This is a genomic window from Streptosporangium sandarakinum (genome assembly GCF_013409935.1).
Lineage (GTDB): Bacteria > Actinomycetota > Actinomycetes > Streptosporangiales > Streptosporangiaceae > Streptosporangium > Streptosporangium nondiastaticum.
The window spans coordinates 118,663-135,624 of record NZ_JACCCO010000001.1 but is presented as its reverse complement, the minus strand read 5'-3'; the positions used below and the strand labels follow the sequence as shown (position 1 = coordinate 135,624).

Sequence of the window (16,962 nt, the reverse complement as noted above, 5' to 3'; positions counted from 1 at the left end):
TCTTTAGGATCAGCCCGATTCAGGCGACGTTGGCCTTGGCCACGACCTCGCGGAGGCGTTCGTCGGCGGCGTGCTGGTTCCGCCAGATGATGTAACGGCGGATCATGCTGCCCTGCTCTTTGTGGGTGGCGTGGTCGGTGCCGTCCAGGGTGAAGTAGCGCAGGGCGGTGAACTGGGCCTCGATACGGTTGAGCCAGGAGCTGTTGGTCGGCGTGTAGGCGAGTTCGACGTTGTTCGCCGCGGCCCAGTCGCCGACGCGGCTGTCCTTCTTCGTGGTCAGGTGCGGGGAGAAGTTGTCGAGCACGAACGCGATGCGGATCTCGGGCGGGTAGAGACCGCGCAGATAGCGGCAGAATTCTAGGAACTTAGTCCGGTGCTTCCTCGGCTTGATGTGGCCGTAGAGCTTGTCTTTGCCCAGGTCGTAGGCGGCGAACAGGTGTCTGACCCCGTGCAGGCGGGTGTAGGTCGCCCGTCGGCGGGGCCTCGGTTCCCGGCCGGGGTCCTTGTGCCGCCCACCGCGCTCGGCCCACTGCCGCCCAGGGTGGGGCTGGAGGTTAAGCGGGCCGAACTCGTCCAGGCAGAAGACGACTTCAGACTCACCCTCCTCTGGCATGACCTCGCCGTCGGCGATCGCGTAGAGGTGCTCGACGCGGGCCTTCTTCGTGGCGTAGTCCGGGTCGCGGGAGGTCTTCCAGGTCTTTATGCGTTGAAACGACACGCGCTCCTCCCGGAGCAGGACCCGCAGGCCCTCGTGGCTGATGTCGTCGACCACCCCCTCGGCGACCAGGAAGTCGGTCAGCTTGGCCAGGCTCCAGGTCGAGAACGGCAGGCCGTGCTCGGCTGGCTTGGACTTGGCGATCTTCTTGATCTCGCGCCGCTCGGGCAGCGTGAAGGTCTTCGGGCGCCCGCCGGAGTACTTCGGATACAGCGAGTCGAAGCCGTCGGCATTGAAGTCGTGGATCACGTCCCGGACCCGGTCGGCGCTGGTGAACGTCACCTCGGCGATCTTCCTAACCGGCATGCCCTGCGCGGACAGCAGCACCATCTGGGCCCGCCGCCAGGTCACCACCGACCCGGTGCCTCTGCGGACAATCCGCAGCAGGCGCTGGCCCTCGTCGTCATTGATCTCGCGGACGCGTACCCGTTCTGCTACCCGGGCAGCCTGACGACACCGCGCCGCACGGACCAGCATCCGAACGGCGCGTCACGTCGCTACGGGGCAAAGGTTCTCTGATGCGGCACTAGGACCTGTTTTGTGGATCATCTGAGCCAGAGCAGTAGGCAGACGATGGTCACGGCCGATCGGTAGTGGGCGGCGAGCTTGTCGTAGCGGGTCGCGATGCCTTTGAAGTGCTTGAGCCGGTTGAAGCAGCGTTCGACGACGTTGCGCCGCTTGTAGCGGATCGGGTCGAAGGCGTGGCGGCGGTGTCCGCGGCGGGCTCGTCCGGCCAGCTGGTCGGCGCGTTCGGGGATGGTCGCGCCGATCTTTCGTCGGCGCAGGTAGGCGCGGATGGTGCGGGAGCTGTAGCCCTTGTCGGCGATCACATGGGCGGGGCGGGTGCGTGGCCGGCCGGGGCCGGGGCGGGGGACGCGGATGGCCTCCATCACGGTGGTGAACTGGGTGCAGTCGTTGACGTTGCCGCCGGTGAGCACGAATGCCAGGGGCAGGCCGCGTCCGTCGGCGGCCAGGTGGATCTTGGTGGTCAGTCCGCCGCGCGAGCGCCCGAGCGCCTGTCGGCCCTGATCGGTCTGAGCTGATTGCTGCCCGGGCGTCCGGTGCCGGTTCCCCCTTTACGGGCGCCGGCGGCGTGCTGGTGGGCGCGCACGATGGTGGAGTCCACGCAGATGGCCGACCAGTCGACCTGGCCGATCGCATCGTTGTGGACCTGGATGTGTTCCAGGAGTCGGGCGAAGGTGCCGTCGGCCGACCAGCGGCGGAAGCGCTGGTAGATGGTCTGCCAGGGGCCGTAGCGGTCGGGGATGTCGCGCCAGTCGGCGCCGGTGCGGATCTTCCAGACGATGCCGTTGAGTACCTGGCGGTGATCGCGCCAGCGGCCACCGCGTTCGGGGTTGGCCGGAAGCAATGGGGCGATGCGCGCCCAGGCGTCATCGGTCAGTTCATGGCGGCGAACCATGTGTCCTATCCAGCCACATCATCGGTGCCGCGTCAGGCGAACCGGCCGGTGGCTGGGGAGTGTGAGGGGCCGCAAGGCCCCTCACCTGGGGTTTGGGGCAACGCCCCAAATAGACACAGCCCGAGCGTGATACGCGCGCAGCGCGAAGACCCAGCGAGGTCCGAGACGCGGGTCGCGCCATTCACCGTTCAGTGATCCACAAAACAGGTCCTAGGCGGAGACGAGCTGGTAGAGGCGGTTCAGTCCTTACCCTCCACGCTGTACCGGGCACTGGAAGACGACAGCTCATGACGGACCATGATCGGCCGATGGATCGACCGCCACAGCCCCGCGCAGCTGGACGCTCATGGTGAAGGTCGCTTTGCTGAACAAGATGTACCTGGTGCGGCTTCGGTGGCCCACGACTTGAAATTTTTTGCCGATGGGGGCTCCTCCCGAGACCGAGAAGGGAAGGTACGACCTACGAGGATGAGGAGATAGACCAGTGTCCCGCATCGACGCCCCCCAGCCGGCGGTGCCCACCAGCTCCATGCAGGCACCGACCTCTGAGACACCGACCATGCACCGCGAGTTCGGCCTGCCCTGGAGCGACGACTACGTCTTGGTGATCGATCCCGATGGCGGTGTCTCGGTGGACAGCGGCCCTCCTACCCCCGACCAGGCCATCGGGCTAACCTGCAGCACCAAGCCGAGAGGCTTTCGCCGCAAATTCCGATTCACCGGAGCCTCGCACGGAGGGTGGACTGTGTACAACGCGCTGCAGGCCCGGGACTGGGCGCTGGGCCGCGACTGCGGCTGCAGCGGCTCGGAGTCCTTTCCCAGCAAGCAGCTGGTACTGCCCCGCGGGCCCCAGTGGGACCAGGCCATCCACACCGCGTTGCTCGGAGACTGGGCCGATCCACTGACGAACGGCGGCCGCATCGACCCCTCGGTGCTGAGCCGCATCAAGTCCGACGCCCAGACCATCCACCGGCAGCTGGTGCCGATCTGGCGAAGGCGGGTGCGCCGCTCCCGCGTGCTCCTCCTGGAGACCCAGCTCGGCGATAACCTGACCTTGCACGACCTGGTCGCCGGCGAGCTACGGATGGACGATCTGGTCTTCGAGGCCGCCTTCGACGACGAACGCATCAACGCCGTCCTTGCGCAGCTGGACCCGGCCGAGCGGCGCGTTGCGATGGCCTGGGCCCACCCGACCATCGCCACCTGGACCGAAGCGGCCCGCTTCGCGGGCGCCGCCAGTCCGGAAGCATACGGCGAACGGGTGCGCCGCAAGCTGAAGCGGCTCGGCAACCGCTACACCGCGCGGTCCCACGCCGCCACCACCCGGGACGGTGCCCGGTGAGCCCCTCCCCCCAAACGCAGCACCCCGTCTACGTACGGATGCCTGGTGGTCCCGCCACCACTGCCGTGCTGAGCACCGGCTCGGTGGGAACGGCGTTGCTGACCGGTACGGTTCCGGCCGACTCGCCCCTGGTCTGGCCCCTCGTCATTCTCGCCATGGGCTCCATGGCCTACGACCTTGGGGCCCGTGCACTGATACGTCGACGTCCGTGACGTTGGGGTCGTGCCGGAGGCCCGCGCGAGATCTGGTCGATACGGCTCGGCGCGTGCCTGGCCGCCGTCTTGGAGGCCGAGCGCACCGCCCGAGAGCGGCCTAGAACACGAACCCCGGCTCATGTCATACGGCGATGAACGGGGTTGAGGAGCCTGGGGACGGCCGTTGGCGCTGAGAAGGATCTTGTGATGTTTTCCCTGCTCGGTCATGGGGCCGTTCCCTTGGCGTCGTACCGCTTTGCCACGAGCTGTCGGCGGGGTTCGCGCTCCCGGTAACCGGGATTTCGGTGACAGACCACCGTGCGGTGCACAGGACCGGAATGGTGCGGGAATCGGCGCCGAGACGGTGAGCTGCGGTGATGCGGTTTCGAAGACCGGACGGAGCTGTACTTCTGTCCGGTCAACCCACCGAACTGAGGCTCATGATCCTTCTCAGCGCCAACGGCCGTCCCCAGGTTCCTCAACCCCGGGGACGGAGCGCTGTGATCGGGCGCCGATGAGAAATGGCGCCGACAGCCGTCTAAGTAGACGTCCGGTGAAAACGCGCTGCGCGCATCAAGGGAGAGCAACGAGATGAGACCACTTCGATACTCGATCAACGTCACGCTCGACGGCTGCTGCCATCACGAGGCAGGGCTCCCCCCGGACGAGGAGTCGATGCGTTACTGGACCGCTGAGATGGAGCGAGCCGATGCCCTGCTATTCGGCCGGGTGACCTACGAGATGATGGAGTCGGCGTGGCGGAAGCCGGCCACGGACACGTGGCCTGACTGGATGGATGAGTGGCAGATCCCGTTCGCCGAGACCATCGGCCGGGCGAAGAAGTACGTCGTGTCGAGCACGCTGAGCGCGGCCGATTGGAATGCCGAGCTGGTGCGAGGCGACTTCGGGCAAGCGGTTCAGCGGCTCAAGCAGGAGCCAGGCGAGGGCCTGTGGGTGGGTGGCGTGACGCTCCCCCTGGCGTTGGCAGATCTGGGACTGATCGACGAGTACGAGTTCCTTGTGCAGCCGGTCCTTGCCGGACACGGGCCGACGTTGCTCGCCGGTCTGCGCGAGCGCATCCAGCTCGAGCCCGTGGACCGCCGTGAGTTCCGGTCGGGGGCGGTCGCCCTGCGATACCGGCCCACGCGAGTTACGGCTTGACGTGATTTATCCTGGCACGTTGGCCGCTCCCTCGCGACGGCACGTCGGCGCGGAATTCTCCGACTTTTCCGACAGGGTCACGCGCGCGTAGAGGCGCCGAAAAACCCTCGGCGGCCAGAGGTTAGACCTGAATTAGGTGACTTTGTGACAGGGCACGCGTGCGCGCCCGCGCGCGTGCCCTGTCACAAAAGTCCGAAAACTTTTTCGCCTCTCAAGTTGATCACGAGGCCGTTCCCCTGGCCGCAGCCACCGCACACAGCGGCCGGCAAGCCCGGTCCAGCGCTTGCGTGCCGTAACTGCCCCACCCGAAGTCAGGCCGCACTCTCCCGCCGGGAGAGCGCGGCAATCGATCTGGAGCTGAGGCATCTTCCGCAGCCGCTTGCCCGCCGGCAGGTCCCGGTCTTCAGGCAGGGCGATGATCGCGGTCTCCGCCCCTCGGATGAAGGTTTTGCGCACGTGGTCGACGTCCTTGCGTGCCGCGATGCGATGGGCGACCTTGCGCCCCCGATGAGCATTGCTGAAGGCGATCAGCCGGTGGGGACTGATGGGCCACCAGACGTACTTGCTGGTGCTCATCGACGGCTCTCCTGAGCCGCGCGGGGAGAACAGGACCGGCTGATCACAGGTGATGAACCGCCCCTGAGGGTCGTCCCACGGTTCCAACTGGCGGGTGGAGAGCTGGTCAGCGGCCTCGTAGATCGCGCGAAAGAGCACATCGACGTAGTTATCCGTGGTGAGCTTCTGCGCCGGCTGGTCAGCTCTGCGCGTCAACCAGGGACGCCATCGGAATGCGGCAGAAACGGGCCACGCCCGCCTGAAACCGCAGGTCGGACAGCAGGGCCTGAGGCCGGGGTTTCGGCGGAAGACTGTCGTACCGCGCGGGGACCGGATTGGCTCCCACGCTGACGCCAGGTGGCTGACCTGCACAGATGCGGTTCCGTGGACCGGATAGAACAAAGATTCTGTCCGGTCCACGGCTCGCCCTGGCCTGTTTCCGCCGTATTCCGGGGTCCGCACTCACCCTGGGCTAGATGCCGGCAGGAGCGATCGTAGAGCGCAGAGAGGTGCTACCACTTCTCCCACTCGCTGGTTTTGAAGCATTTCATCGTCCAGTACGTGAGCTTCGACATGCCGGTAAACCCCACATACGGCGCGTGGCCCTGAAGGCAGCGCATCTTCTTGATCGTTACCGGCTCCCACTTACCGTGCGAGCAGGCAGGGATGAACTTCTTCACGATCCGCTTCCCGCAGAGCCATTTGATGCTGGGCCTCGGCGAGCCGGCCTGGACGCCCGAGGTCACGGATGCCGAGGCAATGGATGCCGAAGTGGCGGGCGATGCGGCGCTCTGCGCTGACGCACTCGGCCCTCCCGCCAGCACCAGCGAGAACACCCCCGCCGCGACAACGGCGCTGATCTTCGTCGTGGCCTTCATGTTGTTTCCTTCCTTCTCCCGATGAGCACGTGGTGCTCGGTTGTGGAGAAGGTAGGGCGCCTTGTGTTGAGAATATGTTGAGTTTCTGTTGAGCATGGCTGCTAGCAGGGACATCTCAGCGGACGATGACGAGCTACGGTGGCGCTCGAAAACCGGAGCGCTTACCCACTCGAAAAGAGTGTCCGGGCGTCCCGTCCGTCGAGGCTCGACGTTCCGGAAACGCCCTGCCGCTGACCGCCCGCCTGGCTCGGGCTGGTACAGCGGTGAGCTCGGGTGGTCGTCTCGGCGCGTCATCCACACACCCTGAAGCGCTGGATCCCGGGGAGGTGTCGCTGCCATTCCTGTGGGGTCATGGTCCGGCCGGCTCTGGCGCAGACGGCCGCCGTGACCCGCTCCTCATCAAGAGGGTGCCGTCGCACGACGCCCTCCGGCGTCGTGCTGTAGAGCGTCTCGCCGTCCGCGCTGAACGCCATCGAAGCGCTCGCTCCGAAGCCGAGGCCTGTCAGGCCGTCGAACACGACACCGAGCAATTGCCTGCTCGGCACGTCCCACAGCCGGATCCGGTCGCCGGCCTCGTAGGAGGCGAGCGTGCGCCCGTCGGGCGACCAGGCGAGGGAGGCGCTTTCGCCCGCGGCGGGCAGGTCGCCGACGGCGGAGGTCAGGGCGGAGTTCCACAGGGAGATCCGGCCGGGTCCGCTGAAGGCGATGAGTCCGCCGTCGGGACGGAAGGCGTAGGGGGCGGAGAGGCTGCCGAGCCCTTCGGGACGTGGGCGGCGGGAGCCGCTGACCGGGTCGAGGGGTTCGGGGACCACGCCGGCCACGAGAAGCCCCCCGCCGGGGCGGAAGGCCGTGGAACCGCCGGCGGCCACGTCGGTGACGGTGACCGAGCCGGTCTTCAGGTTCCGCAGCTCCATGGGCAGGATGCCGTCCACCCCGGTGACCGTGATCGCCAGCGTGCCGCCGTCCGGGCTGAACGCCAGGCCGTCGACGCCCGTGGCCTGCCTGTTCGAGACCTCGAAGGAGGTGAGCAGCCTGCCCGAGCCCGCGTCGGCGACCCGCACCCGCCTGCCGGCTCTGTCTCCGGCGGCCACGCGTCTGCCGTCGGCGCTGAAGGCGAACACATTGGCCGGCCCCGGGACGGGCGCGCCGGCCTGCCGGGCGGCGCGGATGTCCCAGAGCCGCGTCCCGTCGCCCACGCCGATCGCGAGGGTCCGCCCGCCCGGTCCCACCAGCGCGCCGCCGTCAAGGGCGCCCCTGGCCACGGGGTGGTCGAACAACGGTGAGATGTCGAGCGTGTGGACCCTTCCCCCGTCCGTCGCCACGCGCAGCACCCGGTCGGCTTCGTCGATGCGGAGGGTGGCCGACTGCTCGGGCAGCTGTCGCTCCATGACGATGTGCTCGTCGGAGCTCCGGCGCACGATCAGCTCTCCGAGCAGGCTCCAGTGCGCCACGAACCGGGCGCTGAAGACGATCCGCATTCCGGCGGCGCCACCGGGGTAGTCCGTCACGAGGCCACCCGAGGGCACGCGTCTTATCAGCACCCGTCTCTGTTGCGACCCGTTCACGACGAACGCGAGGGTGCGGCCGTCCTCACTGAACTGGACCTCGCTGAAACGATGCTTCACAGGCAGCCAGGGCGCAGGGACGCGCCTGCCCCTGCGCAGATCCCACAACTCGGCGCGGCCCTGCCCCGTGGAGGCGACCACGCCGAGGCTCCGGTCGGCGTTCACGGCGTCCAGACCCGCCCCCGATCCCGCCCGGAGCGGTGTGCGGCCGGCCATGTCCCACCATCGGGCCGCGTAAGCGCCTTCGGGTAGGGCCAGCAACCGCCCGGTTCGGTCGAAGGTCATCTCACCCGGCTGGAACTCCTCGACCCCGGCCGCGAATCCGCCGCCGACGGGCCTGCCCGTGGTGACGTCCCACAGCCGCACGTTCCGATCGTCCTGGAGGGCGAGCGTCCTAGCATCGGGGCTGAGCGCGGCCTTCCTGACCGTCTTTCCCACGCCGGAGAAGGCGCGGGTCTGACGGTGTGCCCGCACGTCCCAGACCCGCACCTGGCCGCCGAGGACGGCCGCGAGCGCGCGACCGTCGTGGCTGAGGGCATAGACGGTGCCGGGACTCGCGTGCGGATCGGTGAAGGAGTCGGTCATGGGCTGGGACAGCGCCTCGTAGAGCGCTCCGCGTGACTCGGGCAGTGAGGGGGTCAGCCGCCACGCCGCCACGCTCAACAGCATCGCGAGCCTGGGATCGCTCTGCCGCAGGCCGGCCGCGCGCAGTGCGAGCGCTCGGGCCGTGGCCGCGTCCCGTTGCCGGTCGGAGACCCCCCGGCGGTACTCCGCCAGGCCGAGCCCGCCAAGCGCGGCCGCCAACAGGACGGCGAGCGTGGCAGCGAGCAGGCCGCGGCGCCTGGACTGCCGTCTGGTCCGTCCCGCCGCGGCGTCGAGGAACTCGCGTTCCAGCTCCATCAGCGTGATGTCCCTGCGCTCGGTGGCGGCCCACCGCAGGGTCCTGTCGAGGTTGGAGCCGTGCAGCAGATCACCGGGCTTGCGACCGTGGTCGTCCCAGAACCGGGCGGCTTCGGTCAGCCGCCGGTGGACGGGCAGACCCTCACGGTTGTCGTCCAGCCACTGCCGCAGCCGCGGCCACGCCTGGACCAGGGCGGGCCTGGCCAGTGTGTAGCCGCGGTCCACGGCGGAATCCACCGCGGCGTCCACCTGGACGATCAGCCCGGCGGCGGCGTAGAGGGACAGCAGCGCATCGACGGCCTCGGAATCCGGGAACTCCGAGCGAGGGACCTTCCTGATCGTCTCGTCGACGTCGATCATCCGCAGGAAGACCTCGGGCGCGACGGCCCTCTCGCGTTCGGAGAGTTCCTCGAAGAGCTCCTCGGCGATCGTGCCCAGATCCGGATCCGCCGGACCCTTCAGCGCGGCGGCCGCGGCGCCGCCCTCGATCAGCAGTTCGCCGCCGTCCAGGTCGTCGGGCAGGCCGAGCAGGCCCAGCAGGACGCCCCTGGCCGAGGGCCGCCGGGCGGGATCCCGTGAGAGCGCCGCGGCCACCAGCCCGCCGAGAGGCTCCGCCAGGCCGTTCAGATCGGGCCGGAAGCCGAGCACGCTCCCGATGACCGTCACGGGGTCCCGATCCTGTACGGCATCGCGCCCCGACGCGGAAAACAGCACCACCAACGCCCAGGCCCAGATGTCGGCGGCGGCCGTGGCGCCGCGACCCGTCAGAACCTCCGGCGCCATGTAGGTGGGCGTACCCATGATCGGACCCGTCGTGGTCGGCCCCACCTGCCGGGCCACACCGAAGTCGATCACTCGCGGCCCGTCGGGGCCCATGATGATGTTGTCGGGCTTAAGGTCGCGGTGGACCACCTCGACCTGGTGGATGGCGGCCAGCGCGGTGGCGACCCCGACGGCCAGGCGCCGCAGCGCGTCCCCTTCGTACGGGCCCGTCTCCTCGACCACCTGGCGCAGGTTGGGCCCGGGGACGAACTCGCTGACGATGTAGGGCTGGGCCGCATCGAGATGGGCCTCGATGACCCTGGCCGTGCAGAACGACGCCACCCGCTGCGCGGCCGCGGCTTCGGCGGCCAGCCGACTTCGGGAGGCCGGGTCGTCGATCCTGGGAACCTTGACCGCGACCCGCTCGCCGGCCTCGCCGTAGGCCTCGTAGACCACTCCCTGACCGCCGGCGCCCAGCCGCCCCGCCAGCCGGTAGCGGCCCAACCGCTGCGGATCAGAAGGAGCCAGAGGAGTCATCAATATGGAATTCTGAGGATCAAATGATCATCTGTCCGTCGCATTGAGGAAATTCACATGGAATTTCGCATCATGGGCGCACTTGAGGTACGCGACGATGCGGAGGACCGCACCCCGACCGCGCCCAAGCACCGGGATCTGCTGGCGATGTTCGTGTTGAACGCCCGGCGGCCGCTGACGGTCGGGCGGCTGCGCGCGCTGCTGTGGCCCCGTGAGGACGGGGAACGCTCCGATTCGCTCGTACGGGGATACATCGGCCAACTCCGGCGGCTGATCGGCAAAGATGTAATCACCACCGTGTCGGGGACCTACACGCTCGCCATCGATGAGGACCAGCTCGACGTCGAGCGCTTCAGGCGGCTTGTGGCGCGGGGATCGCGGGAGGACCTCCGGGAGGCGCTCGCCCTGTGGCGAGGACCGGTGCTGGAGGACGTCGACCCCGACGCCGAGCGCTGGGCGGAGACCGGGCCGCTGCGTGAGGAACTGCAGGAGCTTCGCCTGCTGGCGCTCGAACGCCGGATCGGCTACGAGCTCGACGCGGGTCTCCATCGTGAGGTCCTCGCGGAGCTACGGCGGCTGATCGCGCAGCACCCGCTCTGGCAGGGCTTCCGCGGCCAATACATGCTCGCGCTCTATCGCAGCGGCCGCCGGGTGGACGCGCTGAACGCCTACTCCGCGCTGCGCGACGAGCTCGACGACGGACACGCCATCGAGCCTGACGCGGACCTTCAGCTGCTCTACCACCGGATGCTCCACGACGACGTCTCGCTGCACGTCTCCGCCGGCCCGCCCGTGCTCCTGCCTCGTGACGTGGCCGACTTCACCGACAGACGGGACCTGGTCGACCGGGTGATCGGCGACCTGGTCGTCGTCCACGGTCCGGCGGGCGTGGGCAAGTCGGCGCTGGCCGTGCACGCCGCCTGGCGGCACAGGGAACGCTTCCCCGAGGGAATCCTCTACGCCGACCTGCGTGAGACGACCACTCCCGCCGCGGTGCTCGAGGACTTCCTGCGCTGGCTGGGCTGTCCCGCCCAAGCCGTCCCCACCACCCTCGAACGGCGTGAGCGGCTGCTGCGTACATACGCGGCCAACCGGCGCCTGCTCATGCTGCTCGACAACGCCACCGACGAAGGCCAGGTCCGGCCGCTGCTGACATCGTGCCCGACGGTCGTCACCAGCCGCTCCACGCTCGGCGGGCTCACCGGCGCGACCCACGTGCCCGTCGGCGTCCTCGGTGATGACGACGCCTGCGACCTCATCACCCGGCTCGCCGGGCCGCTGCGGGCGGCTCCAGACGCGACGGCACGGCTCGTGCGCCTGTGCGGCGGCCTGCCGATCGCGCTGCGCGTCGCCGGGTCCCAGCTCGCCACCCGCCCCGCCTGGACGGTCGATCACCTGGTGGGCCTGCTGGAGGACGAGCATGGGCGGCTCGACCGGTTGCGTGTGGGCGACCAGGCCGTCCGTGGGGTGTTGCGTCTCGGTTACGACGGCCTTCCCGAGCCGGCCAGGCGCACGCTGCGCTGGCTCGGCGCGCTGTCGGCGCCCGACTTCGCCGACTGGGCGGCCGCGGTCTTCGGCGATCACGCGGAGGCGCTGGTGGAGGCGGGCCTGCTGGAGACGCACGTGATCGATGTCGCCGGCCAGGTCCGTTACCGCCTGCACGCCCTCACCCGGCTCTTCGCGCGAGAACAGCTGAACGCCGACACCGCCCAGGAGGCGCTGTCGAATCTCGCGGCGGTCGCGACGGCCAGGGTTCTGGCCTCACGGTTCACCCTCGTCTCCGGCGAGTCGGTCTCCTCGCCCGCCGCGACGACGGACATCAGACACTCGATGGAGTGGCTCCACGCCGAGCGGGTGTTCCTGGTGTACCTCGTCGACGACCTGCACGAGGCCGGACTATGGGAGGAGAGCTGGCGGCTGGCGCACCTGCTCACCCCCTTCCTCGAACGACAGCGGTTCCTGCACGACTGGCGGCGGATCTGCGAAACCGGCCTCGAAGCCGCCCGCCGTGCGGGCAGCGCCCGCGGCGTCGCCCTGAGCCTGCGCGACCAGGGCGACCTGCATCGCGCCGAACAGCGGTGGGATCTGGCCCACGACCGGCTCAGGCTTGCGCTGAGCGCCTTCCTGCGCGAGGGCGCCGTGCGGGATGTGGCGCGCACCCGGCACAGACTAGGCCGGGTCTACCTGGAGCAGGGCAGACTTGACGAGGCGGAGCGTAACCTCGTCAAGTGCCTGGCCGTGGCCGAGAACGCGAAGGACACGGCGGAGACGATCTGCGCTCTGGGTTCGGTAGCGCACCGGGCGGGCCGCCTCGCGGAGGCGGCCAAGCGGCTTGCGGACGCGGCCTCGCGCCTGGCCGGCCTGGGCGACCGCCACCAGCACGCGGACGCGCTGCTGGAGCTGACTGCGGTACGGCTGGCGCAGGGCCTGGTTCCCGACGCCAGGCAGGCGGCGCAGCAGGCGAGGGGCATCGCCGTACGCCTCGGCGATCGGCTGCTGGACGCCGATGGGCTGCTGATGCTGGCGCGCGTCAACCTCGCGGAAGGCGCCGCGAGCCGAGCGCGCGACCTGGCCGAGGAAGCACTGAAGATCTTCGACGGAGTCGGTGACGACCGAGGCAGGGGCGAGGCGCTCGACGTGCTTCACCGGCTCTGACGGATCCTCGACGTTTCCTCGGCACGCCCGGCCCGCCTTCCTCTCACACCGCACGACACGAGAGGAAGACGACGTGAATCGGCATCCGAACGATGGTGACCAGGAGACCGGCAGCGATCTCCGCACTGTCGGCCGCGATCGTCACGGCCGCCGCGTTGACGGTCGGCGTCGTACCCGGGCGGCGCGACTCGTGCCGTTCCCGCCGGTGGTCATCGCGGCAGCGTTGACGGCGCCGGTCTGCGTCCCGACCGTGCCCACGGCCCGGCAGTACCCGCCCGCGAATCCAGACACCCGGATGCGCCTGAATCTGACCGGCGCTACCCTCATCGACTTCGACCTGGCCAGCGGCCATGTCACTCAGGCCAACTTCGACAAGGCGACCTTCATCGGGGAGGCCGACTTTGACGAAGCGACCTTCAGCGAGGATGCCAACTTCGACGGGGCGGCCTTCACCGAAGGTGTCGGGTTCGGCGCGGCGACCTTCACCGGGGATGTCGGGTTGGGCGGGGCTGTGGTGGTCAATCCTGCGGCCCAGCATGTGTGGCCGGAGGGGTGGCGGCTGGAGACGACACCGGAGGGTACGGCCCACCTGGCCCGCGAGGAGACGGACGGCGGCCCGGCCACAGGGAGCCTGACCGGGAGCGGCGGGCCAACTGCGGTGCCCTGAGGCGGATACCGGACAGTTCGGTGATTCTGCCTGGTTCCCGAGACGGTGTCTGAGCAGGTCAGCGCAGTGGGGACACTTCGGGAGCCAATCCGGTCCCACGCCGGGCACCGCCATCCACAGCCGAAACCTCGGCTTCCGCTCTCACCGCCTGACGTGCGGTCTTCGGCGGACGCGGCCCGTTTCTGCCGTATTCCGGTGGCACCCCAACCAGTCGCTCGTGCTGGCAAGATGGCGCCGGGCCTGCGGTGTCCGGTTGCGCTGAAGGGCCATCACAACGGCCAGGGACATGAAGTCCCCGAACTGGAGGTCATCGCCCGGCGCTCAGCGGCGCAGCCTCTCCAGCAGGGGTGCCGTCTCATCGTCGATGACACCGAGCATCGCCTCGACCTGGTTGTGAGGCCGGTGGCTGGCATCGGTCACCCGGTAGAAGTTCTCCTCAACGCAGGTGTCTCGGATGCCTCGCAGCTTGTCGAGCCCGTTTCTGATGTCGATGACGCGGACCCGCTTACGGTCCGGGCTCCAGGCCCTCAGGTAGGACTGGGGGACGTAGTGGTGCCGGCGAGACGTGCAGTCCCGCTTCGTCACGACTTCCACAACGCGGGACATGTACGCCTCGACCTGGGGGACGGCGCTCCTGTCACCGGCGAACATCGGCACCTTTCCCCACGGGTTGGGCACGCTGCTGATGAGCTTCCAGCCCATGACGTGGTCCTTTCGTGCAAGTGCGGCCCGCCGGATGGAAGAGGCGTGATCCGGTCGACGGCTTGGGGGCCGAACCTGCGCCGGCCGCAGTGGTAGCGCTTGGCGATGGCTGTTGAGCCCGCTGGCCCGGTCCAGGACCGGGCCAGCGGATCTCCTAGTCGGTGGTGCGTTTTGCCTGCCCCATGCGGATCCGCCGCCAGGCGGTGCTCCAGCGCGCCAGGCACTTCTCGTTGCCCCCGCATCCGATGATGAAAGCCGTCACGACCTTCATCGACGGCAGGCGAGCGGGCTTATTGGGGTTCAGCGCTTCGGACAGCGTGCTGACCGCGACGCGCCTGCCGGAACGGCGGACGATCTCACCGTAGGAGGGATCGTAGGCCCAGACCTGGAAGTCCCTCATGCACTGGAGGAACTCCTCCTTGGTGGAGGCCTTGAGCGGGTCGGGTTCCAGATCGTCTTGGCTTGGAACGTCTCGGAACACTTCCTGCCTGTCGGAGGTGCCCACTGTCGTCCATCGGGGAGCTCGCTCCGTAGCGACCGGTGCAGCAGGGCGTTCTTTCTCGCTCTTCCGAAGTGCGACCGCCATCTCCCATGTGGCCATGAGGCGGTGGACTTGCGCAGGATGGGCGTGGCAGGCCTTCAGGAGCGTGCTGATCACACGCCTGGACGGCAGCCAAGATTGTCCCCGCAGTACCCGCTGGAGGATGGAGGGCGGGAGGCCGGTGGCCTGGACGAGCTCCGGAATGCTCATCCCCCTGGCCAGCACGATGCGCCTCAGCTCCTCCGCCAGCATCTGCGTGGCCACGTGCTCTGACCCCGCGAGCGTTCTAGTGACGAGCGCCCGCTGTAGGGCGACCTGGTCGCTTTGTGCGTCCTCCATCAAAGGCTCCCGTGCCTCTGCGGGTGGAGCAGTGCCTTGGCGAGCTTGACCGTCGCGCCGATCACAGTGGTGATCAGCAGGGCGATGAGTTCTGCGGACATCCCGAGCACGTGGGCGCCGGCCGCGAAACTCAGGAGGAGCAACAGAATGATCACCACCCAGCCCTTCGGAGGGGCAGGCGAGCGGGGGGAATGGATGCATGGCGTGTTGGCCACGCGAGACCACCTTTCATGTCTTTTCACATCTTTGCCCTGACCAGGCGAATTTCGTCTGAGATGGATCGGACGCATGGCCGTGAGGGTTGCCGCCCTCGAAGACCTGTGCGTAAAGCAATCATGACGCAAAGTCGGGATTCTTCGTGCGGCCATCGCTATTCGGGCGAAATGCGCAAAAGCCGCCTAGCGTCCGTCATCGTCTCGTTCTTCCGTTCGACCCTGTCCGGCGCCCTCCCAGGACGTTCGGCAGCCCTCGAGGGCGTTCGACGCTGTTCAGAATCGTTCGGAACACCCTCGCCTTGTTCCGCGTAATACATATTGCGAGCACAATTACAACGAGCCGAGTTGCGCATGACAGTAATACTTTGTCCGCTTTTACATCGGCAAGCCTTTGATGTCTCTCTTGTCCTGACCAGGCACGAATCAAGGGTTTTGAGGGGCCTGCTGTTGCCGCGGCAGGCCCTTCGCGTATTCACAGCAGTCGTGGGGTCGCCGGAGACGCCGACGACCTCATAGGGCTGAGCCGACGGGGTGTCCCGGCTCAGGCACCGCCGGCCAGCAGGGCGGCCATCCGGTAGGCGGCGTGGCCGTCGAGCTTCTTGCGGCCGCGGTTGTAGCGCTGGGTGGTGACCGGGGAGGCGTGGCCGAGGAGCTCCTGGACGTCGGCGAGCGGCACGCCGGTATCCAGGGCGGCGGTGGCCGCGGTGGCGCGGGCGGTGTGCGGGGTGAGCCGGGCGTGGTCGATCCCGGCCGCGGTGGCCGCGCGCCGCAGCGCGGTGGTGGCGCGCCAGCGGTCGAAGGGGCGGCCGTCGTCGCGGACGAACAGCGGCTCGCCGGCGGCGCGGCCGTCCAGCAGGGGGCCCAGCAGGGCGCGGACCCGGGGCGGCACCGGGAGGCGGTCGGTCTTGCCGCCCTTGCGGCGGAACAGGATGACGGTGTGCCCGACGCTGGCGGCCACCGAGCCGACGGTGAGGGAAACCAGCTCCCCGACGCGCACCGCGCACACGCTCAGCAGCGACACGGCGGCGGCGTCGGCCGGGTAGGTGGCGGCGATGGTCTCGGCGCCGCCCAGCAGGGCGGTGGCCTCCTCCACGGTGTGGGCCGGGGTGGTGCCGATGACCGAGACCTCGGGGCGTTCGACCGGGTCGGCGGGGTTGGCACCGATGACGCGGCGGCGCAGCGCGTAGCCGTACAGGCTGGAGAGGGTCGACAGGCGGCGGGCCGCCGTGGCGGGAGCGAGCGGGACGCCGGGGCGGGCCAGGCCGGCGCGGGCGGTGCCGGTGGCGATGGCGTCGCGGTAGTGCGTCAGGTGGTCCTCGGTGACGGCCAGCAGGCCGACGCCGGGCGACTCGACCTCCAGCCAGCGGCAGAACGCGGCGACATCGGCCAACCGGGCGCGGCGGGTGGTGACGGCCTTGCCCGCCTTGGGCCACGCGGCGACCGTCGACCATGCGGCGGCGGGCAGCGCGTCGACAGCGTCGACGTCGGCCGCCGGCACCTCGCCGCCGTCTCCCCGGGCCCGGCGCGGGGCCAGGCCGGCGATGTCGCCCACGGTGGTCACCATCGGGGACGGCAGGGCGACAGCACCGGGGCCGGCAGACGGCGCGGGGGCGGCGGGCCGGATGACGGCGGCGGGAAGGATCTCGGTCACTCCCCGATGACCTCACAGCGATCTCACATAATTAGCATTGTGTGAGATCCGAACCAGGCCGATCCGAGCCGCCGGGACCCAACTGTCCTCGCTCAGCGAAGGTGGCGCCGACTCAGTGCAAGTGGTGCCGGTGAACGCGTAAGTGGCGCGGCTCAGTGAAAGT

The 16,962-nt window shown here is 69.0% G+C and carries 14 protein-coding genes; 5 read left to right on the top strand and 9 right to left on the bottom strand.

The features are described 5' to 3' along the window. Positions 1-19: 19 nt before the first annotated feature. Both HDA43_RS00665 and HDA43_RS00660 read right to left on the bottom strand, forming a co-directional pair. Positions 20-1,066, bottom strand: a complete 1,047-nt coding sequence (locus tag HDA43_RS00665; protein WP_218911540.1) for an IS630 family transposase — start codon at positions 1,064-1,066, stop codon at positions 20-22. A 194-nt stretch (positions 1,067-1,260) separates the two neighbouring features. Then, a protein-coding gene (locus tag HDA43_RS00660; protein ID WP_376770444.1) for an IS5 family transposase occupies positions 1,261-2,135 on the bottom strand; the annotation gives its coding sequence in 2 pieces (ribosomal slippage) (positions 1,261-1,764 and positions 1,767-2,135; 873 coding nt in all). Between the two features lie 484 nt (positions 2,136-2,619). On the opposite strand from HDA43_RS00660, the gene HDA43_RS00655 reads away from it, so the two are divergent. Next, the gene (locus HDA43_RS00655) at positions 2,620-3,477 is read left to right on the top strand and encodes a hypothetical protein (RefSeq protein ID WP_179817800.1); all 858 of its coding nucleotides are present in this window, start codon (positions 2,620-2,622) and stop codon (positions 3,475-3,477) included. A 785-nt stretch (positions 3,478-4,262) separates the two neighbouring features. Further along, a complete protein-coding gene (locus tag HDA43_RS00650) occupies positions 4,263-4,832 on the top strand; it encodes a dihydrofolate reductase family protein (protein ID WP_179817799.1) in 570 nt (189 codons plus the stop codon). Between the two features lie 132 nt (positions 4,833-4,964). Here the strand turns inward: HDA43_RS00650 and HDA43_RS00645 are convergent, their stop codons facing one another. Next, the gene (locus HDA43_RS00645; protein ID WP_179817798.1) at positions 4,965-5,603 is read right to left on the bottom strand and encodes a DUF4238 domain-containing protein; all 639 of its coding nucleotides are present in this window, start codon (positions 5,601-5,603) and stop codon (positions 4,965-4,967) included. 296 nt (positions 5,604-5,899) lie between these two features. Then, complete coding sequence (locus HDA43_RS00640) at positions 5,900-6,067, bottom strand: hypothetical protein (RefSeq protein WP_179817797.1); 168 nt, start codon at positions 6,065-6,067, stop codon at positions 5,900-5,902. On the opposite strand from HDA43_RS00640, the gene HDA43_RS00635 reads away from it, so the two are divergent. Continuing rightward, on the top strand, positions 6,054-6,290 hold the full coding sequence (locus HDA43_RS00635; RefSeq protein WP_179817796.1) for a hypothetical protein: 237 nt from the start codon (positions 6,054-6,056) through the stop codon (positions 6,288-6,290). The genes HDA43_RS00640 and HDA43_RS00635 overlap by 14 nt on opposite strands. Before the next feature lie 265 nt (positions 6,291-6,555). Here HDA43_RS00635 and HDA43_RS35660 read toward each other — a convergent pair whose 3' ends face one another. Next, positions 6,556-10,029: a WD40 repeat domain-containing serine/threonine-protein kinase gene (locus HDA43_RS35660; protein ID WP_179817795.1), complete on the bottom strand. Its 3,474-nt coding sequence runs from the start codon at positions 10,027-10,029 to the stop codon at positions 6,556-6,558. A gap of 57 nt (positions 10,030-10,086) precedes the next feature. Between HDA43_RS35660 and HDA43_RS00625 the strand changes: the two genes are divergently transcribed. Beyond that, positions 10,087-12,684 (top strand): AfsR/SARP family transcriptional regulator, encoded by a 2,598-nt coding sequence (locus HDA43_RS00625; protein ID WP_179817794.1) that lies wholly within the window; start codon positions 10,087-10,089, stop codon positions 12,682-12,684. Between the two features lie 73 nt (positions 12,685-12,757). Further along, positions 12,758-13,351: a pentapeptide repeat-containing protein gene (locus HDA43_RS36225; protein ID WP_179817793.1), complete on the top strand. Its 594-nt coding sequence runs from the start codon at positions 12,758-12,760 to the stop codon at positions 13,349-13,351. 321 nt (positions 13,352-13,672) lie between these two features. Here HDA43_RS36225 and HDA43_RS00615 read toward each other — a convergent pair whose 3' ends face one another. From HDA43_RS00615 to HDA43_RS00600, 4 genes are all read right to left on the bottom strand, one after another. Next, positions 13,673-14,053 (bottom strand): DUF4238 domain-containing protein, encoded by a 381-nt coding sequence (locus HDA43_RS00615; protein ID WP_179817792.1) that lies wholly within the window; start codon positions 14,051-14,053, stop codon positions 13,673-13,675. A gap of 154 nt (positions 14,054-14,207) precedes the next feature. Then, positions 14,208-14,933: a helix-turn-helix domain-containing protein gene (locus HDA43_RS00610; protein ID WP_179817791.1), complete on the bottom strand. Its 726-nt coding sequence runs from the start codon at positions 14,931-14,933 to the stop codon at positions 14,208-14,210. Further along, on the bottom strand, positions 14,933-15,088 hold the full coding sequence (locus HDA43_RS00605; protein WP_179817790.1) for a hypothetical protein: 156 nt from the start codon (positions 15,086-15,088) through the stop codon (positions 14,933-14,935). Before HDA43_RS00605 ends, HDA43_RS00610 begins: the two co-directional genes overlap by 1 nt. 601 nt (positions 15,089-15,689) lie before the next feature. Further along, a complete protein-coding gene (locus HDA43_RS00600) occupies positions 15,690-16,799 on the bottom strand; it encodes a tyrosine-type recombinase/integrase (RefSeq protein WP_179817789.1) in 1,110 nt (369 codons plus the stop codon). Between the last annotated feature and the right edge of the window lie 163 nt (positions 16,800-16,962).

What these genes read in the sequence shown, in the direction of transcription:
- HDA43_RS00650 (WP_179817799.1), top strand. Translation starts at nt 4,263, where the DNA reads ATGAGACCACTTCGATACTCGATCAACGTCACGCTCGACGGCTGCTGC.
- HDA43_RS00635 (WP_179817796.1), top strand. Translation starts at nt 6,054, where the DNA reads ATGAACTTCTTCACGATCCGCTTCCCGCAGAGCCATTTGATGCTGGGC.
- HDA43_RS35660 (WP_179817795.1), bottom strand. Translation starts at nt 10,029, where the DNA reads ATGACTCCTCTGGCTCCTTCTGATCCGCAGCGGTTGGGCCGCTACCGG.
- HDA43_RS00625 (WP_179817794.1), top strand. Translation starts at nt 10,087, where the DNA reads ATGGAATTTCGCATCATGGGCGCACTTGAGGTACGCGACGATGCGGAG.
- HDA43_RS00615 (WP_179817792.1), bottom strand. Translation starts at nt 14,053, where the DNA reads ATGGGCTGGAAGCTCATCAGCAGCGTGCCCAACCCGTGGGGAAAGGTG.
- HDA43_RS00610 (WP_179817791.1), bottom strand. Translation starts at nt 14,933, where the DNA reads ATGGAGGACGCACAAAGCGACCAGGTCGCCCTACAGCGGGCGCTCGTC.